Below are 16,301 nucleotides of genomic sequence, written 5' to 3' on the forward strand. Positions count from 1 at the left end.
TTCCAATCAAAAATCTGGTTTCAATTTTAATATCCACAGCGGTTAAAACCGCCTGTGCCGTTTCCCTCTCAGGGCTAAAGCCACTGAGTTTCCCACTTACTAAGTATTCTTATGAATTCCGTTTTTAGTAAAACACTTGCTATCGCTGTAGCTGCAACCACCCTTTTCGTCAGTGTTCCTGCTTTTGCAGAAAGCCAACCTGCGCCCATAAGCAAGAAAGCTGATATGAGTAAAACCACTGTAGGCACAATTATTGATGTTGCCAGTGGTAACAGTTCTTTTAAAACCCTGGTAACAGCTATTAAAGCAGCAGGTTTAGTAGAAACCCTATCTGGTCAAGGTCCATTTACCGTATTTGCACCCACAGACGCAGCCTTTGCTGCCTTACCAAAAGGAACTTTAGAAAAACTTTTGAAGCCAGAAAACAAAGGAACTTTAGTCAAAATTCTGACCTATCATGTAGTTTCGGGTGCAGTTTACGCTAAAGATATCAAACCTGGTGATGTCAAAACAGTTGAAGGTCAACCAGTAACTATAAAAGCTAAAAAAGGCGTAGTGTATGTAGGTAACGCTAAAGTTACTAAAGCAGACGTTAAAGCTAGTAATGGCGTAATTCATGTGATTAATAAAGTGCTACTTCCTCCTAATGTGAAGTTGTAGAATTTTTGGCGTTGCTGATTAAGGGTATGAATTTTAGTCTCACGCAAAGGCGCAAAGGTAAGATTTTTAAAGGTTCAATTTGGAAATTTCATACCTCGATTCAACAACGCCGAATTTTTCAGATCAGGCGAAATGCTGCTTGGATAATTACCCTGATAAATTGTTTCTTTTATTGCCTGATATTATAGCGATCGCATCGAATCATAGCACATATAGGTGATCAATCAATGCGATCGCTAATTATTTGGGCGTTGCTGATTAAGGGTATGAATTTTAGTCTCACGCAAAGGCGCACTGAGGTTTGAGTTTTAAAGGTTCAATTTGGGAATTTGATACCCTTAATATCAACACAAAACCGTTAAAATAGTACCAAATCAGAAAAACTGTAAAATTTGGATATGACCACAGCCACACCCGTAAAAACTGAATATGAAGCGATTATTGGCTTAGAAACCCATTGTCAACTCAGTACCAATACCAAGATTTTCTCCAACAGTTCCACAGCCTTTGGTGCTGACCCCAATACTAACATTGATCCTGTATGTATGGGTTTACCAGGGGTTTTACCCGTACTTAACGCCAAAGTTCTCGAATACGCCGTGAAAACGGGTTTGGCGTTAAATTGTCAAATCGCTCGGTATAGTAAATTTGACCGCAAACAATATTTTTATCCTGATTTACCCAAAAATTACCAAATTTCTCAATATGATTTACCCATAGCCGAACATGGTTGGATAGAAATTGAATTGGTAGATGATGCAGGAAACCCCAGTCGCAAACGCATTGGTATTACCCGTTTACACATGGAAGAGGATGCAGGGAAACTCGTCCACGCTGGGAGTGAAAGACTTTCCGGTTCTACCTATTCTCTCGTAGATTATAACCGCGCGGGGATTCCCTTGGTAGAAATTGTTTCTGAACCAGATTTACGGACAGGACAAGAAGCGGCGGAATATGCCCAAGAACTACGGCGGATTGTCCGCTATCTTGGTGTCAGTGATGGGAATATGCAAGAAGGATCTCTGCGTTGTGATGTGAATATTTCTGTGCGTCCGGTGGGACGAGAGAAATTTGGGACTAAGGTGGAAATTAAGAATATGAACTCCTTCAGTGCGATTCAAAAAGCGATTGATTATGAAATTGAACGCCAAATCGCCGCCATTGAATCAGGAGAAAAGATTATTCAAGAAACTCGGCTTTGGGAAGAAGGTTCGCAACGTACCAGTAGTATGCGAGTGAAAGAAGGTTCTAGTGATTATCGTTATTTTCCTGAACCTGATTTAGCACCCATTGAAGTCACCCAAACAGAATTAGACTCCTGGTTAAGTGAATTACCCCAACTACCTGCAAGCAAACGCCATTATTATGAAAATGAGTTGGGACTTTCGGCTTATGATGCGCGAGTCCTAACTGAGGATAAACCAGTTGCGGACTATTTTGAAAGTGCAATATCTAAAGGTGCAAATCCCAAATCTGCGGCTAACTGGATTACTCAAGATATCGCTGGGTACTTAAACAAACAAAAACTCACCATTTCCGAAATTAAACTGACTGCTGTTAACCTAGCTGATGTGATTACCCGCATTGAAAATGGGAAAATCAGCAACGCTCAAGCTAAGGAAAAACTCACAGATTTACTCAATGGTGTTTCCCCAGAAGAAGCCTTTGCAGGTCAAGAACTGATTTCAGATCGTACCATTCTTGAACCGATCATTGATGAAATCATCGCCGCTAATGCTCAACAAGTCGAAAAATACCGCAAAGGTAACACCAACCTCAAAGGCTTTTTCGTGGGACAAGTCCTGAAAAAAACCGATAAACGCGCAGACCCCAAACTCACCAATCAATTGGTAGAAGAGAAACTCAATGCACCAATGTAGGGTAACACCCCTCACCCCGACAATCGTATAATGTGATAATAAGACGCAACTTGATTATTGGGAGAGCTAGTTTTTATTGGCTCTCTTTCTTTATATAACTGAAAAAAATCTTCTCTTCCTTCTTCCCTCCGTGTTCTCTGTGCCTCTGTGGTTCGTTAAAATACTTCAACCACAAATTGCCCAAAGAGCGTAAAGGAAAAAAAACAGAATTACGCATTAACAGAAAATAAAAAATAGGGGGTTTGACCCCTTGGTGCTAGAATCATATAACGTGCTAAGTAGATGCACCCTGATGATTTTAGAGAGCTATCCAAGTGGCTCTCTTTTATTTGTTTTAGGTTTAATTTTCGTGATTAGAAAAAGATTGTCATCAACAGATAAACTCACTTATAGACATAAATACTGGACGCTGATATCAAACCAGAGGCGGAAAGTAATTGAGCAGCAAACGCGATATAGATAATTGTGAGTAAAATTATGGCAGATTGGCAAATCATTACTGGTGGTGTAACAGCAGCGCGGGGGTATAAAGCAGCGGGAATTACAGCGGGACTAAAAGCTTCGGGATTACCGGATTTAGCCTTAATTGTATCAGATGTGGAAGCGATCGCTGCTGGTGTATTCACCACTAGCCAAGTTAAAGCAGCCTGTGTAGATTACTGTCGTCAAGTATTACAAGGGAAACATAGCGCTAGAGCCATCCTTTGTAATGCGGGACAAGCTAACGCCGCAACAGGTGAACAAGGGATTAAAGATGCTCAAGAAAGTGCAGATTTATTAGGTCAAGAATTAGGTATTAACCCAGAATCCATTTTATTAGCTTCCACCGGCGTAATTGGTCAACGGATTAAAATGGATATTTTGCGGGGTGGTATCCCCAAAGTAGTTGCAGAACTATCAGAAACAGGTTCAGACGCAGCCGCAGGAGCAATTGTCACCACAGATTTAGTGACAAAATCCATAGCCTTAGAAACCATTATCCATGACCGTCCAGTGCGAATTGGTGGGATTGCGAAGGGTTCAGGGATGATTCACCCCAACATGGCGACAATGTTAGCCTTTGTTACCTGTGATGCGGCGGTATCTTCTACGCTTTGGCAAAAAATGTTAACCAGAGCAGCGGATAGAAGCTTCAATTCTATCACAGTTGACGGTGACACAAGTACAAATGATTGTTTAATTGCTTTAGCAAATGGTCAATCTCGCACCCCAGCAATTACCGAAATGGGGGCAGAGGCACAGAAACTAGAAGCTATGTTAACTTATGTGTGTCAGCATTTGGCGAAAGCGATCGCTCGTGATGGCGAAGGAGCAACTTGTTTAATAGAAGTCCAAGTCACAGGCGCTCATGATGAATTAGCAGCCCGTCAAATCGCCAAAACCATTGCAGGTTCATCTTTAGTCAAAGCCGCCATTTTCGGTCATGATCCCAATTGGGGACGGATTGCGGCGGCTGCTGGTCGGGCTGGAGTCCGGTTTGAACAGGAAAACCTCTCTATTAAATTAGGGGATATTTTACTATTTGAAAATGGTCAACCTTTACCTTTTGATAAAGCAGCGGCTAGTGCATATTTAAAAGCAGCCGCTCATGGTGAATATCTGCAATCAGACACAGTGTTAATTTCCGTCAGTGTTGGTAATGGTCATGGCACAGGACAGGCTTGGGGTTGTGACTTGAGTTATGATTATGTGAAAATTAACGCTGAGTATACGACCTAAAAAAATCGGCGTTGCTGATATAGCGGTATGCAAAACCTTTAGGGGCGGGGAAACCCTGCCCTTGATTGTGATAACTGTAAGAGGTTGTTTGAAAACTTTTTCGTGTGGGATCTGACACCCACAGATCCCCCTAAATCCCCCTTTCCAAGGGGGACTTTGAGGAATTTAGCCCCCCTTTGTAAGGGGGGTTGGGGGGATCTCAATTAATTCTGATACTTTTCAAACATCCTCTAAGATGACGATGCCGTTATAATATTTTTATTGTCAGCAATACTCAACAGCCATGATTCAAACCTTATCTAAAGTTACTACCTTTGAGGAATTTGTCGCTGGGCTTCCTGAAAATTCTGGGGTACGTTACGAACTACATAATGGGAATATCATTGAAATGGCACAACCAGTAGGAGAACACGAAGAAGTAAAAGGATTTCTAGGCGTAGAAATTCCCTTTGAAATCAAACGGCTTGGATTACCCTACGGTATTCCCAACCAAGTTATAGTTAGACCAGAAGGTAAAGATTCTGGTTATTTTCCAGATGTGTTAGTGCTAAATCGTGAAAATCTGGTAAACGAAAAATTATGGAAAAAACAATCTATCATCAGTAATGGTGCATCTATATCTTTAGTAATTGAAGTTGTCTCAACTAATTGGCGTGATGATTACTATTTGAAATATGCTGATTATGAAGAAATGGGAATCCCTGAATATTGGATTGTTGATTATGCAGCTTTAGGTGGAAGAAATTTTATTGGTAATCCTAAACAACCGACAATCTCTGTTTGTAATTTGGTTGATGAAGAATATCAAATTAGTAAGTTTAGAGATCATGAACGGATTATTTTCCAAACTTTTCCTGAATTAGATCTCACCGCAAATCAGATTTTTCAAGCTTCGATATAATCAAATTATGGCGTTGCTGATTAAGGGTATGAATTTTAGTCTCACGCAAAGGCGCAAAGACGCAAAGGTAAGATTTTTAAAGGTTCAATTTGGAAATTTCATACCTCGATATGGCTTCGCCACGCAGGCTATCAGCAACGCCCAAATTATAATTTATGAATAAATTGTTCCATGACATACTCCCTGAGAACAGGTTGCAAAGTGTACTTACCCGCTTCTTTCTCTATTAAACAGCGTGAATATAGCCTTTCTATTGCTTGTAAAAGTTGGGATTTAGAAACAGTCGGTAATATGTTTTGATTTGGTGCTAAATCAGTAATAGTTGTTAATTGCTGGTCAGTGGACAGACAGTACATAATTTGCCATTCTAGAACCGAGAGGGGGTTTAACTGCTGTTCCAGTAAGCTGTTAATATAATTACTGACTAATAATGTATTTTGTTCTAGGAATTTTTCAAAATTACCATTAAATAATTCAATGATAGCAGAAGTGTTGAATGTTAGGAAAAGATTAAAAAAAAGTACCATAATTTGATACAATCTAAAAAAATCTAGATAAAGAATTATCAAATTATGCGCTTAAAGAATTTCCCAGAAGTGGTCAAAACAATATTGAAACCATTGCCCAAAAAAGATTATCCAGTTCTGGACACATTTTCATTTGTATCAGTGTGGTTACAGTATGTCATGGATAAAAGTATAGTGAGTATGAGAGATTTATTTCAAAGACTAAATAATCAAGGGATAGATTTAAAAATATCAAATTTTTCCAAGGCAAGTAAAAAGAGAGATACTCAAGTATTTTTGGAGATAATAACTGAATTAAACAATCAACTGAGAAAGAAAAAAGGAAAGGAAGAAACCCAAGCATTATTTCCTATAGATTCAACAATTATTACATTAACAAGTAAATTATTATGGAGTCAAGGATATCATCAAGTAAAACTATTTTGTGGGTTAGATAGTTTGACATCAGAAGTTGGTGGAATGGTGATTCATTTTGGGCAAGGACATGACCATAAATATGGACAAGAAACAGTAGAAGCAATTCCGTCAAAAGGAGTAGGGATAATGGATAGAGGATTTGCATCCTCCGAAAGAATATCTGAATTAAAACAACAAAAAAATAAAGCTTTTGTCTTAAGAATTAAAAATAATGTCACTTTAGAAATGCTAGAAAATGGTAATTGTAAAGTTGGCAAAGATGAAAGAGAAGTGGAAATTAGAGTAGTAGCATTTTGTGATATAGAAACTAAGAGTGAATTTCGTTTAGCAACAAACTTATTAAATGAAGGAGAAGAGCAAGTTAGTAATCAAGAGATTATGGAAATTTACATACAAAGATGGCAAATTGAATTGTTATGGAAATTCTTAAAAATGCACCTCAAGTTAGACAGACTTATGACAAAGAATGAGAATGGAATTAGAATTCAGATAATGTGCTGTTTAATCGCTTATTTGATATTGCAACTAATAGAAATACCGCAAGAATTTGGCAAAACTTTATTAGATAAGCTCCGTTATCTTCAGTCCTATATGTGTCAGGAAATAAGTTATGTTCATTGGTTTAGAAAACTTATTTGGATAAGATGAAAAATAGCACTTATAGGCTAAGTTTATTTCAATATGTAAAGTTTTATTACGCTATTCAACATTTCTGCAATGATAGTATTAACAACAATTTTAACTTTCAGAGGATTATTACTTCAGAATCAGAAGATATAATTTCCAAATTATTAACTTCTTCAAACCAACTATACCACTTCATCTTAAAATCTTCTGGACTTGTTTGGGGAAAATCACTATCCTGAAAACTCATATTTAATGCAGACTGAATCATTAACGCAATTTCAGTTTGTTGTGGACAATGACGTAAATATTCCCTAACTTCTGGAGGAATAATTAGTAAACCTTCTTTGAGTTCTAATCTAAATGTTTTGCTGCTCATATATATTTTAAATTCTATACCCCGTAAAAATCTTTAGCCATAATTTCCTCTATTCTAACTTTACTTTGTCATTTTACTAAGTAGGTGAGCGTTGAAAATTGTCGTTATGGCAAGGCAAGAGGCAAGAGGCAAGAGTGAAGAGGGTTTGGGCGATTTTACATTTCTTTACACAGTTTGGTTTTATTGTGTTCACCTACTTAGAGCGATCGCTTCTAGAAGATGTTTGCCATCTCAAAAAATTCTCAAGTATCATCAAAATCATTATACTAAACACGGGTGAGATTTAAACTTTTGCCAAATGACAAAGAACCCAGATGTGTAGGGGTTTAGCTCATGCTTTACCCCTACGTTTAGAATCAAACAATCAAGCCGTTTTGAGTATATTAGATGCACCTATTTAACCTCATGAACGTTTACGCAAAACAATGCAAACAATTATTTTTAATATAGCTTTAGCAAAATTTGATGCTTATACCCGATTTAAAGCAATGGCTATCACAGGAAACCCAGAAGCAGGTTTAAGAATACTAGATAAACACCAAAAATCAATAATTTGAAATTTCTACTCTGGAGAGACTCTGCGCCTCTGCGTGAGGTAAAATTGTACTCTTCAACAGCAACGCCGACTTTTGTAAATTTCCAATCAAAGGTGTATTTTATGCGGTTACGCTCAATGCAGTTAATTTTTATAGCAGGACTAATGGGGTTACTTTCCTGGATATGGACACCCACCGCCTTAGCATTAACACAGATTAAATTATCTGATATTTCCTATCACGAATGTCCATCAGAACTGTCCAGTGGAATAGTAGGTAGTAGCGGTTCAAATTCTGCCAGTTGCTTCATCGTTACAGGTAAAGCAGAAAATAGCACCCGCAAAACTGTTTATGATGCGGATATTTTTGGGCGCATATATGATGCTAACGGTGATTCAACCTTACAAAATCGCACCCGTCTGGGTTTAATTGCCGAAGTTCCTCCCGGAGTTAGTGACTTTGAATTTAGAATCACTGTCCCTAGTAATCAGCCCGTACCATTGCAACTTAAACAATTTAAAGCTGCTGGATTTAGTGGACGAGTGAGAAGATAAAAGTTGTAGAGACGTTCCTGGGAACGTCCTTACATTGAAAATCGTAATTTGGGGCTTAAAACCCTTGTACCAAGGTGGCGCGAGCTAAACTATCTAAAATACCACCAACTATGTTCAATGCCAAAAATGCCAGGATAGGGGAGAAATCCATGCCACCCAAGGGGGGAATTATGGAACGAAATAGATTGAGGTAGGGATCACTAATTTGGCTTAAAGCTGCAAATGGTTGATTAGACCATTCAATAGTGGGAAACCAAGTTAACAAGACTCGAATAATCAGCAAATAGCTGTAAAGAGAGACAAAGGTAGCTAGAGTTGTAATTAGTAAATTCATGGATGGGTAACTTTCCTATTAAATGTCAAACATAGATTCATGATTGATTTTAATTTAGCTCACGTCGCATTGTGTAGCCAATCAATATAACTAAGGGAAACCTTAAGAATGCTCATTAACTTCCTGGGATGAGTTGCTGTTGACATTACCTAATTGCTTCCGCACATCATCAATTGTGGCATTAAGTTGGGCAATTTTATCTTCAAGCGATCGCCTGGTTGCTTCTATTTCCAAACTTTCATGAGCAGAAGCCCTCATTTGCCGCTTTTTAGTCCCTGTCTGTCCATCATTTTCCCCAACGGTTAACCCTTCATTCTCTTCATTTGCAAACTTAGCATCTAAGCGCGAAGTAATCACCGCCCCTAAAACACCACCAACTACACCCCCAATCAATGACCCCAGTAACAAACCACTAGCAAAACCATCTTGCTGACTCATATTTTTTACCGTCTTCTCGAAAATAAGCAACTTTGACAATACTTTAGCTATTTTCCAGCCTTAGCGGCATCCTAGCTTAAGTTCCAAAAATGCGATCGCCCGCATCCCCCAATCCTGGTACAATATACCCTTGATCATCAAGCGTTTCATCAATAGTAGCGGTGTAAACGATTAAGCCAGGATAGACAGCAGCCAACTTTTTCAACGCCGGGGGAGCAACAACTACAGATATAATCCGAATTAACGCCGGATCAACACCTCTTTGGGTCAATTCCGCCATTACTGCCATTATAGAGCCTCCAGTAGCCAACATCGGCTCAGTAATTAACACCCGCGTTTCGGGAGCGAATTTTTCGGGTAATTTATTTAAATAACAAGTAGGTTCTAGAGTTTCTTCATTTCGCGCCAAGCCAACATGGTAAATTGATGCCAAAGGCAGTACACCCTGCGCTCCCTCCAACAAGCCTAAACCAGCCCGCAAAATCGGCACAACAGCCACAGGTATCTGAGGATTAATAAAAGTGGCTGCACAGGTCGTCAGAGGCGTTTGCACCATTGTTTCTTGAGTCGGTAACCACTCCCTAGCAGCCTCATAAGTTAGCCACCTACCCAACTCAGTCATAGCAGAACGAAATAATACAGATGGCGTAGCTACATCACGAGCAACTCCCAACCAGTGCTGAATTAAAGGATGAGGTGGAACATAAACACGGAGTTGTTGTGTCATAGCTAGAAAAGGGCGGCTGGATAATTGTCTTTTTACTGGAACATCATAGCAGAATTCACCGAATCAGGAGTCAGGAGTCAGGAGTCAGGAAGAAGAAAGGAGAAAGGAGAAAGGAGAAGGTAGGGGCGCAGGGTCTGCGCCCAGGAAGAAGTCAGGAGTAAATAGGGGTTGCTGATAGTTAGCCATATAAACCGAAAACCTAGATATATTAAGAGTTTCCGGGTTAAAAAAGTGAATTATGTGCAAGCCCTAAATATATTTATTGATAAATCTTCTCATTAATAGTTGACAAAGATTCTCAATCAGAGTTATATTATTCTCAAGTGTTCTCCTCTCTTTAAAGGATCGGCAGGCGGGATTAGTCAGCAGCAGCAGACTTTTCCCTCTTTTTTGGATTAAATTACAGATTATGGATTCCGCATTATTTGATGTCATTATCATTGGTTCTGGTATTGGTGGTTTAGTGACAGCCACCCAATTAGCAGCCAAAGGTGCAAAAGTTATAGTTTTTGAAAGTTATCTCATTCCCGGCGGTAGCGCTGGCTATTTTCAAAGCCAAGGATATACATTTGATGTCGGTGCATCAATGATTTTTGGCATGGGAAATAAAGGAACAACCAACTTACTCACCCGTGCCTTAGATGCAGTCAATGTTAATCTAGAAACCATTCCCGATTCTGTCCAGATTCACTATCATTTACCCAATGGTTTAGATTTAAAAATTGATCGAGATTATGAAACATTTCTCCAAAATCTAATTGCTTATTTTCCCCAGGAAGCCAAGGGAATCAGGCGATTTTATGATGAATGTCAAAAAGTTTTTAATTGCCTGAATAATATTGAATTGTTATCATTAGAAGAACCTAAATATCTCCTGCGGGTATTTCTCAAAAATCCTTTAGCTTGTCTAGGTTTAGCCAAGTATTTACCCTTAAATGTAGGAGAAGTGGCACGAAAGTATATTCAAGATCCTCAGTTATTAAAATTTATTGATATCGAGTGTTATTGCTGGTCAGTAGTTCCAGCGGACATGACACCAATGATTAATGCTGGTATGGTTTTTTCTGATAGACATTATGGAGGAGTTAATTATCCTCGGGGTGGAGTTGGGAAAATTGCCGAAAAATTGGTAACAGGTTTAGCACAATTGGGGGGTGAAATTCAATACCAAGCGCGAGTGACAAAAATTATTACCAAACAGGGAAAAGCTGTAGGTGTGCAATTAGCAAATGGTCAAATTTATTATGGTAAAAAAATAGTATCTAATGCCACCCGCTGGGACACATTTACAAAACTACTACCAGCCGAAAAAATGCCAGTTAAAGAAAAAAATTGGCAACAACGATATATAAAATCACCCAGTTTTTTAAGCTTGCATATAGGGGTAAAAGCATCAGTTTTACCTGTAGGAACAGAATGCCATCATATTTTATTAACAGATTGGCAAGAAATGACCACAGCAACAGGAACAATTTTTGTTTCTATTCCTACCCTCCTTGACCCGGATTTAGCACCACCAGGATATCATATTATTCATGCCTTTACACCTGACTGGATTAGTAATTGGCAGGGACTTTCCGAAAGCGAGTATACGGCTGAAAAAGAAATAGCAGCAGGGCAAATTATTGACAGATTAGCCGCAATTTTTCCTGGCTTAGATGCTGGGTTAGATTATTTGGAAATCGGGACTCCACGTACTCACAGACGCTTTTTACAACGGATAGATGGCACTTATGGACCAATACCTAAACGTAAGTTGTGGGGGTTATTGGGAATGCCTTTCAATCGCACTGTGATTCCTAATTTGTATTGTGTAGGAGATAGTACATTCCCCGGACAGGGTTTGAATGCAGTAGCTTTTTCTGGGTTTGCTTGCGCTCATAGGATTGGAGTAGATTTACAACTGAGAAAATAGCTGGGAATAAGATCCCCGACTTCTTAAAGAAGTCGGGGATCTTTTTGTTTTTAAGTCAATGGTCGAGAGGATTTTTAGAGAAAACCCTCTTCTTCATTGACACTCTCAGGGCTAAAGCCGCTGAGTTTCCCACTTACCGCGAGGTTTTATGAGACGATGTTTTCAAAGTGGTATCCCGTAATTTTCATCACATTGTTACCCCCCCTTTCCCCTTGCAAAGGGGGGAAACAAGAAAAATCCAGTTCCCTCCCCTTTATAAGGGGAGGGTTAGGGATGGGTGAAATATTTGATACAGCAATTACAACTCTGAAGGGTTATCATTCACTATAAGCATCACCTGTATTAAAAAACCCATGATTCACCGTCTCAACATGACCGAAATTGGGCTTTAACGATATTAACCATAGGTATAGTGAACTACCCACACTGACCTGACGGTACAGTGTCGGCTTCCTGTCCAACAGAAAGCACAAAGGTAGGGGGGGTAGGGGGGGTAGGGGAGGTAAGGGGGGTAGGGGGGGTAGGGGGGGTAGGGGAGGTAAGGGGGGTAGGGGAGGTAAGGGGGGTAGGGGAGGGAAGAACAGAAGTTTTTTCGATCATTACCCGTCAAAATAAATTTGACGAACTACTAGTTCCCTCCAAAACCATCCCCTATCGCTGGGTAGAAATTGCTGTAGGCATTTATTTAATATCTAACTTTTGGTAGATGACGATGGATTTACTTGGTGCATATTTGGATTTTATCCAATTCAAACATTAAAGAAAACTAAAAAACTAGCGAATTCTCGGAAAATTAGCGGTTTTTGCTATTGCTTTTATTTTTAAATGTGCTTATTATGTCAGAAGATATAATACTTGTTACAAAAAAAGGGAACAGGGAACTCTTAACTGGGAACAGATAAGAAACACTCATTTGCACCAGTTTAGAGCTTCAGTCAAAAAAAAGATGTTTTTAAAAGATGCGTAGCACGAAAAAAACAGTGTCATTATTTCAATCTCATGTTTTTAAACATGAGTTTTTCCTGTTCCCTGTTGCTTCTTCCTCTGAAATCAGGCAATCTTAAAAAGACCATTCGTGGTCAAAAAAACCGAAATTGGGGGGCTAATTCGGAAGTTTCGCCTGTTGACTGGACTTACTGAAGCACAGTTTGGAGCTTATCTAGATGTGACTTATGGTACTGTTAAGCGTTGGGAAAATGAGCGATCTAAGCCCTCAGCTATGGATATAGACAAGATTGGACAGAAGTTTGGGGAAGTGGGGGAACAATTTCCCCTGCTATTGATGATCTGAATGAATTATCGGGATATAAACAATGAAGATAGAACAGTTACAGCCAGGAATCATTATTTGCGGAGACAAATTTCCTGAACCCGTAAAAGTTTTATCATCTAAAATGATAGGAACTTCCAGAGTAAAAATAGAAGCTGTTGGTATTAATACTAATAAATATTATGATCCTGTTATTCCTATTCAAGAATTAATTGATCTCCAAGAACAAAAAGACCTACAATTTCAATTTACAGGAAATCCTGAATCAGTATTTTTATACTTAGAAGGAACACGCATTCGCAATGCTTTTCAATTTGACCCTCTTTATGGTATCAGTGCATCCCAAGTTGACCCATTACCCCATCAAATTGAAGCTATTTATCATTACATTCTCAAAAGTCCTAATATTCGTTTCTTATTAGCAGATGACCCCGGTGCTGGTAAAACCATCATGGGAGGATTATTAATTAAAGAATTAAAATATCGAGGTTTAGTAAATAGAGTATTAATCGTTGTTCCTGGACATCTCAAAGGCCAATGGTTACGAGAGATGAAGGAGCGTTTTTCTGAGAAGTTTTTGATGGTAGACAGGGGAGTAGTTAATGCTAGTTGGAGTCAAAATGTTTGGACAGAATTTCCTCAAATCATTACCTCCCTTGATTTTATTAAACAAAATGATGTGCAGTTAGCTTTTAATGATGCTAGATGGGATTTAGTTATTGTTGATGAAGCTCATAAAATGTCTGCTTATAAATATGGAGAGAAAGTTAGTAAAACTGCTCGTTATACTGTAGGAGAAACTCTATCTAGTAATTCTAAATATTTAATTTTACTAACTGCTACTCCCCATCGAGGAGATCCTGAAAACTTCAAATTATTTCTGGATTTACTACAACCTAACTTTTTTGCTAATACAGAAATGTTAGCAACTTCTATTGAAGATGCAGATAATCCTTTATTTTTACGTCGTTTAAAAGAAGATTTAAAAAACTTTGATGGACAACCTTTATTCCCACCCCGTTTAGTGGAAACGATTAAGTATTATCTGAATGAAGAAGAGAAAAAACTTTATAATGCTGTTACCGATTATGTAGAAGAGAACTTTAACAAAGCTCTCCAAAAAGAAAAACGTAATGTGGCTTTTGCTTTAACTGTTCTGCAAAGACGTTTGGCTTCTAGCGTCAGAGCCGTTTTAAAATCTTTAGAACGTCGCAAACAACGATTAGAAGATTTATATAAAAAAGGCAAATTAATTCAGGATGGTATTTATAATGAAGATTATCTAGAAGACTTGGAAGATGAGGAACGCTACAGTAAAGAAGAAGAATTACTTGCTAAATTATCTTCAGCAGAATCTTTAGATGAATTAAAGTTAGAAATTACTAATTTAGAGTTTTTAGTTAAGTTAGCTAAAGCAGTAGAAAAGCAAGAGATTGAAACAAAACTCAATCGCTTACGGGAAGTTTTAGAAGAAAGAAAAATTCGAGAAAGTAAGGAAAAGTTACTAATTTTCACTGAGTCAAAAGATACAATGGAATATTTAGCAGAAAAGCTGAAAAAGTGGGAGTATAGTGTGACTTTAATTCATGGTGGCTTAAATATGGATGCTCGGATTAAAGCTGAATATGAGTTTAAAAATAAAACTCAAATTATGGTAGCTACGGAAGCCGCAGGTGAAGGTATTAATCTACAATTTTGTTGGTTAATGGTGAATTATGATATTCCTTGGAATCCTAATCGCTTAGAACAAAGAATGGGTAGAATTCATCGCTATGGACAAGAACATGAAGTTCATATTTACAATTTAGTGGCTTTGGATACTAGGGAAGGTCAGGTTTTACAAAAGCTATTTGATAAGTTAGAAGCAATGAAAGAAGCTCTAGGAGATAGAGTTTTTGATGTCATTGGTGATGTTTTACAAGGTGCTAGTTTAAAGGATTTAATTCTCGATGCGATCGCTAATAAAAGAACCATAGATGATATCTTAGCAGACATGGATAAAGTTCCAGATATGGAAGCAATTAATAAAGTTAAACAGGCTAGTTTAGAGGCTTTGGCTACTCGTCATATTGATTTATCTCGAATTAATCAAGAACAGCGTACAGCTAAGGAAAATCGTCTTGTCCCGGAATATATTGAAAGGTTCTTTTTAAGAGCAGCTAAACATTTAAAAATCAAAGTCGAAAAACGTCAAAATGGCTTTTGGCGTATTACTAATGTGCCTTTTGAGTTAAGAAATCAACCCCATGAGTTTAAACTCAAATATGGAGAAGTACAACGAGAATATTTAAACTTTGGTTTTGAGAAAAAAACTACTTCCAAAGCACAAGCAGAATTAGTTACCAGTGGTCATCCTTTAATGGAAGCAATTTTAGAACATTTATTTAAACAATATCAAAAAGAAATAGATAAAGGCTCAGTTTTTTTAGACCCTGATGGTAAATGGGACGGTTTATTATGGTTTATGTCTGGTGAAATTCAAGATGGTAGTGGAGAAATAGCCGGACGTAGATTAGTGTGTTTGTATCAAGACAAGTTAGATAATTTTCAAATTGTTAATCCTTCAGTGCTATGGGATTTAAAGCCCAATGACGAATCTACAGAAATTATAGAAGAATTAGTAGAAGCATTAAAAGTTAGCAATCTGAAATCTAAACTGGAAAATGCTATAGCTTATATTTTAGATAACTATTTAGACCCCTATCAACAAGAATTATTACAGAAACGTTTATCAGATGCTCAAATTAAGCGAAAATACGGTTTAAAATCCATTGATTCTTTAATTTTAGAGTCAGAAGCCAAATTAACTGACTATGAGATTAGAAAAATCCAAGGTGATAATATTCCTGATGTCATTATTGGTAATGAACAGCGTAACCGAGATGATTTAGAACAGAAAAAACTCAAGTTAGAAGAAGATATTAGAGTCCAAACTAATCTTTATCTTTCAGAACCTGAGATTTTAAGCGTTATTCAAGTCATACCTATTGTTCCTAAATTTGGTGGTTCTGACCAACATAGTAATAAAGAAATTGAATTAATTGGGATGGAAACTACTATTGAATACGAAAAACAACAGCAAAGAAATCCTCAAGATGTTTCTTTAGAATATGTAGGTTATGACATTCGTTCCTGTGATGATTCAGGTAATTATCGTTATATCGAAGTTAAAGCTAGGTCTGCTACTGGAGCAATTTCTTTAACTCCTAATGAATGGGTAATGGCTAATCGTTTAGGAGATGAATATTGGCTTTATATTGTGGAAAATGCAGCAACTAATCCTACATTATACACAATTCAAAATCCAGCACTTCATTTAAACCCTGCTGAGGAGGTAAGTGTAATTCGGTATGTCGTTAATGATTGGCGTTATCATGCTAATTGTGAAAGCAATCAGAGTTAGATCCCGGACTTCTTAGA

At 37.9% G+C, this 16,301-nt stretch carries 16 protein-coding genes; 11 read left to right on the plus strand and 5 right to left on the minus strand.

What is annotated here, in order from left to right:
* Positions 1 to 111 precede the first annotated feature (111 nt).
* The 4 genes from HEQ36_RS21470 to HEQ36_RS21485 all read left to right on the plus strand — a co-directional run bounded on the left by HEQ36_RS21470 (position 112) and on the right by HEQ36_RS21485 (position 5,160).
* Positions 112 to 660 (plus strand): fasciclin domain-containing protein, encoded by a 549-nt coding sequence (locus HEQ36_RS21470; protein ID WP_168634950.1) that lies wholly within the window; start codon positions 112 to 114, stop codon positions 658 to 660.
* 398 nt (positions 661 to 1,058) lie between these two features.
* Complete coding sequence (gatB, locus tag HEQ36_RS21475; protein ID WP_168634949.1) at positions 1,059 to 2,540, plus strand: Asp-tRNA(Asn)/Glu-tRNA(Gln) amidotransferase subunit GatB; 1,482 nt, start codon at positions 1,059 to 1,061, stop codon at positions 2,538 to 2,540.
* Between the two features lie 477 nt (positions 2,541 to 3,017).
* Entirely contained in the window at positions 3,018 to 4,259 is a 1,242-nt protein-coding gene (argJ, locus tag HEQ36_RS21480; RefSeq protein WP_168634948.1) for a bifunctional ornithine acetyltransferase/N-acetylglutamate synthase, read from the plus strand.
* A 283-nt stretch (positions 4,260 to 4,542) separates the two neighbouring features.
* The gene (locus HEQ36_RS21485) at positions 4,543 to 5,160 is read left to right on the plus strand and encodes a Uma2 family endonuclease (RefSeq protein ID WP_168636747.1); all 618 of its coding nucleotides are present in this window, start codon (positions 4,543 to 4,545) and stop codon (positions 5,158 to 5,160) included.
* A 146-nt stretch (positions 5,161 to 5,306) separates the two neighbouring features.
* On the opposite strand, the gene HEQ36_RS21490 is transcribed toward HEQ36_RS21485, so the two are convergent.
* On the minus strand, positions 5,307 to 5,687 hold the full coding sequence (locus HEQ36_RS21490) for a hypothetical protein (protein WP_168636746.1): 381 nt from the start codon (positions 5,685 to 5,687) through the stop codon (positions 5,307 to 5,309).
* Between the two features lie 45 nt (positions 5,688 to 5,732).
* On the opposite strand from HEQ36_RS21490, the gene HEQ36_RS21495 reads away from it, so the two are divergent.
* The gene (locus HEQ36_RS21495; protein WP_053537527.1) at positions 5,733 to 6,752 is read left to right on the plus strand and encodes a transposase; all 1,020 of its coding nucleotides are present in this window, start codon (positions 5,733 to 5,735) and stop codon (positions 6,750 to 6,752) included.
* Positions 6,753 to 6,849: 97 nt separating this feature from the next.
* Here the strand turns inward: HEQ36_RS21495 and HEQ36_RS21500 are convergent, their stop codons facing one another.
* Complete coding sequence (locus HEQ36_RS21500; protein ID WP_168636745.1) at positions 6,850 to 7,107, minus strand: hypothetical protein; 258 nt, start codon at positions 7,105 to 7,107, stop codon at positions 6,850 to 6,852.
* 106 nt (positions 7,108 to 7,213) lie between these two features.
* Between HEQ36_RS21500 and HEQ36_RS21505 the strand changes: the two genes are divergently transcribed.
* The 3 genes from HEQ36_RS21505 (at position 7,214) to HEQ36_RS21515 (ending at position 8,197) form a co-directional block, all read left to right on the plus strand.
* Positions 7,214 to 7,387: a hypothetical protein gene (locus tag HEQ36_RS21505; RefSeq protein WP_168636744.1), complete on the plus strand. Its 174-nt coding sequence runs from the start codon at positions 7,214 to 7,216 to the stop codon at positions 7,385 to 7,387.
* Positions 7,388 to 7,532: 145 nt separating this feature from the next.
* Positions 7,533 to 7,664 (plus strand): hypothetical protein, encoded by a 132-nt coding sequence (locus HEQ36_RS21510; protein ID WP_256366886.1) that lies wholly within the window; start codon positions 7,533 to 7,535, stop codon positions 7,662 to 7,664.
* A 101-nt stretch (positions 7,665 to 7,765) separates the two neighbouring features.
* Complete coding sequence (locus HEQ36_RS21515; RefSeq protein ID WP_168466818.1) at positions 7,766 to 8,197, plus strand: hypothetical protein; 432 nt, start codon at positions 7,766 to 7,768, stop codon at positions 8,195 to 8,197.
* Positions 8,198 to 8,252: 55 nt separating this feature from the next.
* On the opposite strand, the gene HEQ36_RS21520 is transcribed toward HEQ36_RS21515, so the two are convergent.
* The 3 genes from HEQ36_RS21520 to upp form a co-directional block, all read right to left on the minus strand.
* Positions 8,253 to 8,531 (minus strand): YggT family protein, encoded by a 279-nt coding sequence (locus HEQ36_RS21520; protein ID WP_027401027.1) that lies wholly within the window; start codon positions 8,529 to 8,531, stop codon positions 8,253 to 8,255.
* A gap of 102 nt (positions 8,532 to 8,633) precedes the next feature.
* Positions 8,634 to 8,969 (minus strand): hypothetical protein, encoded by a 336-nt coding sequence (locus tag HEQ36_RS21525; RefSeq protein WP_039205019.1) that lies wholly within the window; start codon positions 8,967 to 8,969, stop codon positions 8,634 to 8,636.
* A gap of 76 nt (positions 8,970 to 9,045) precedes the next feature.
* Complete coding sequence (gene upp, locus HEQ36_RS21530; protein WP_053539523.1) at positions 9,046 to 9,696, minus strand: uracil phosphoribosyltransferase; 651 nt, start codon at positions 9,694 to 9,696, stop codon at positions 9,046 to 9,048.
* A gap of 409 nt (positions 9,697 to 10,105) precedes the next feature.
* Here upp and crtH point away from each other — a divergent pair, with 409 nt between their 5' ends.
* The 3 genes from crtH (at position 10,106) to HEQ36_RS21545 (ending at position 16,284) form a co-directional block, all read left to right on the plus strand.
* A complete protein-coding gene (gene crtH, locus HEQ36_RS21535) occupies positions 10,106 to 11,611 on the plus strand; it encodes a carotenoid isomerase (RefSeq protein ID WP_168636743.1) in 1,506 nt (501 codons plus the stop codon).
* A gap of 1,075 nt (positions 11,612 to 12,686) precedes the next feature.
* Positions 12,687 to 12,902, plus strand: a complete 216-nt coding sequence (locus HEQ36_RS21540) for a helix-turn-helix transcriptional regulator (protein WP_290708415.1) — start codon at positions 12,687 to 12,689, stop codon at positions 12,900 to 12,902.
* A gap of 22 nt (positions 12,903 to 12,924) precedes the next feature.
* Positions 12,925 to 16,284, plus strand: a complete 3,360-nt coding sequence (locus tag HEQ36_RS21545; protein WP_168636742.1) for a helicase-related protein — start codon at positions 12,925 to 12,927, stop codon at positions 16,282 to 16,284.
* Positions 16,285 to 16,301: the final 17 nt, after the last annotated feature.

This window comes from Anabaena sp. 54, from assembly GCF_017355725.1.
GTDB classification, from domain to species: domain Bacteria; phylum Cyanobacteriota; class Cyanobacteriia; order Cyanobacteriales; family Nostocaceae; genus Dolichospermum; species Dolichospermum heterosporum.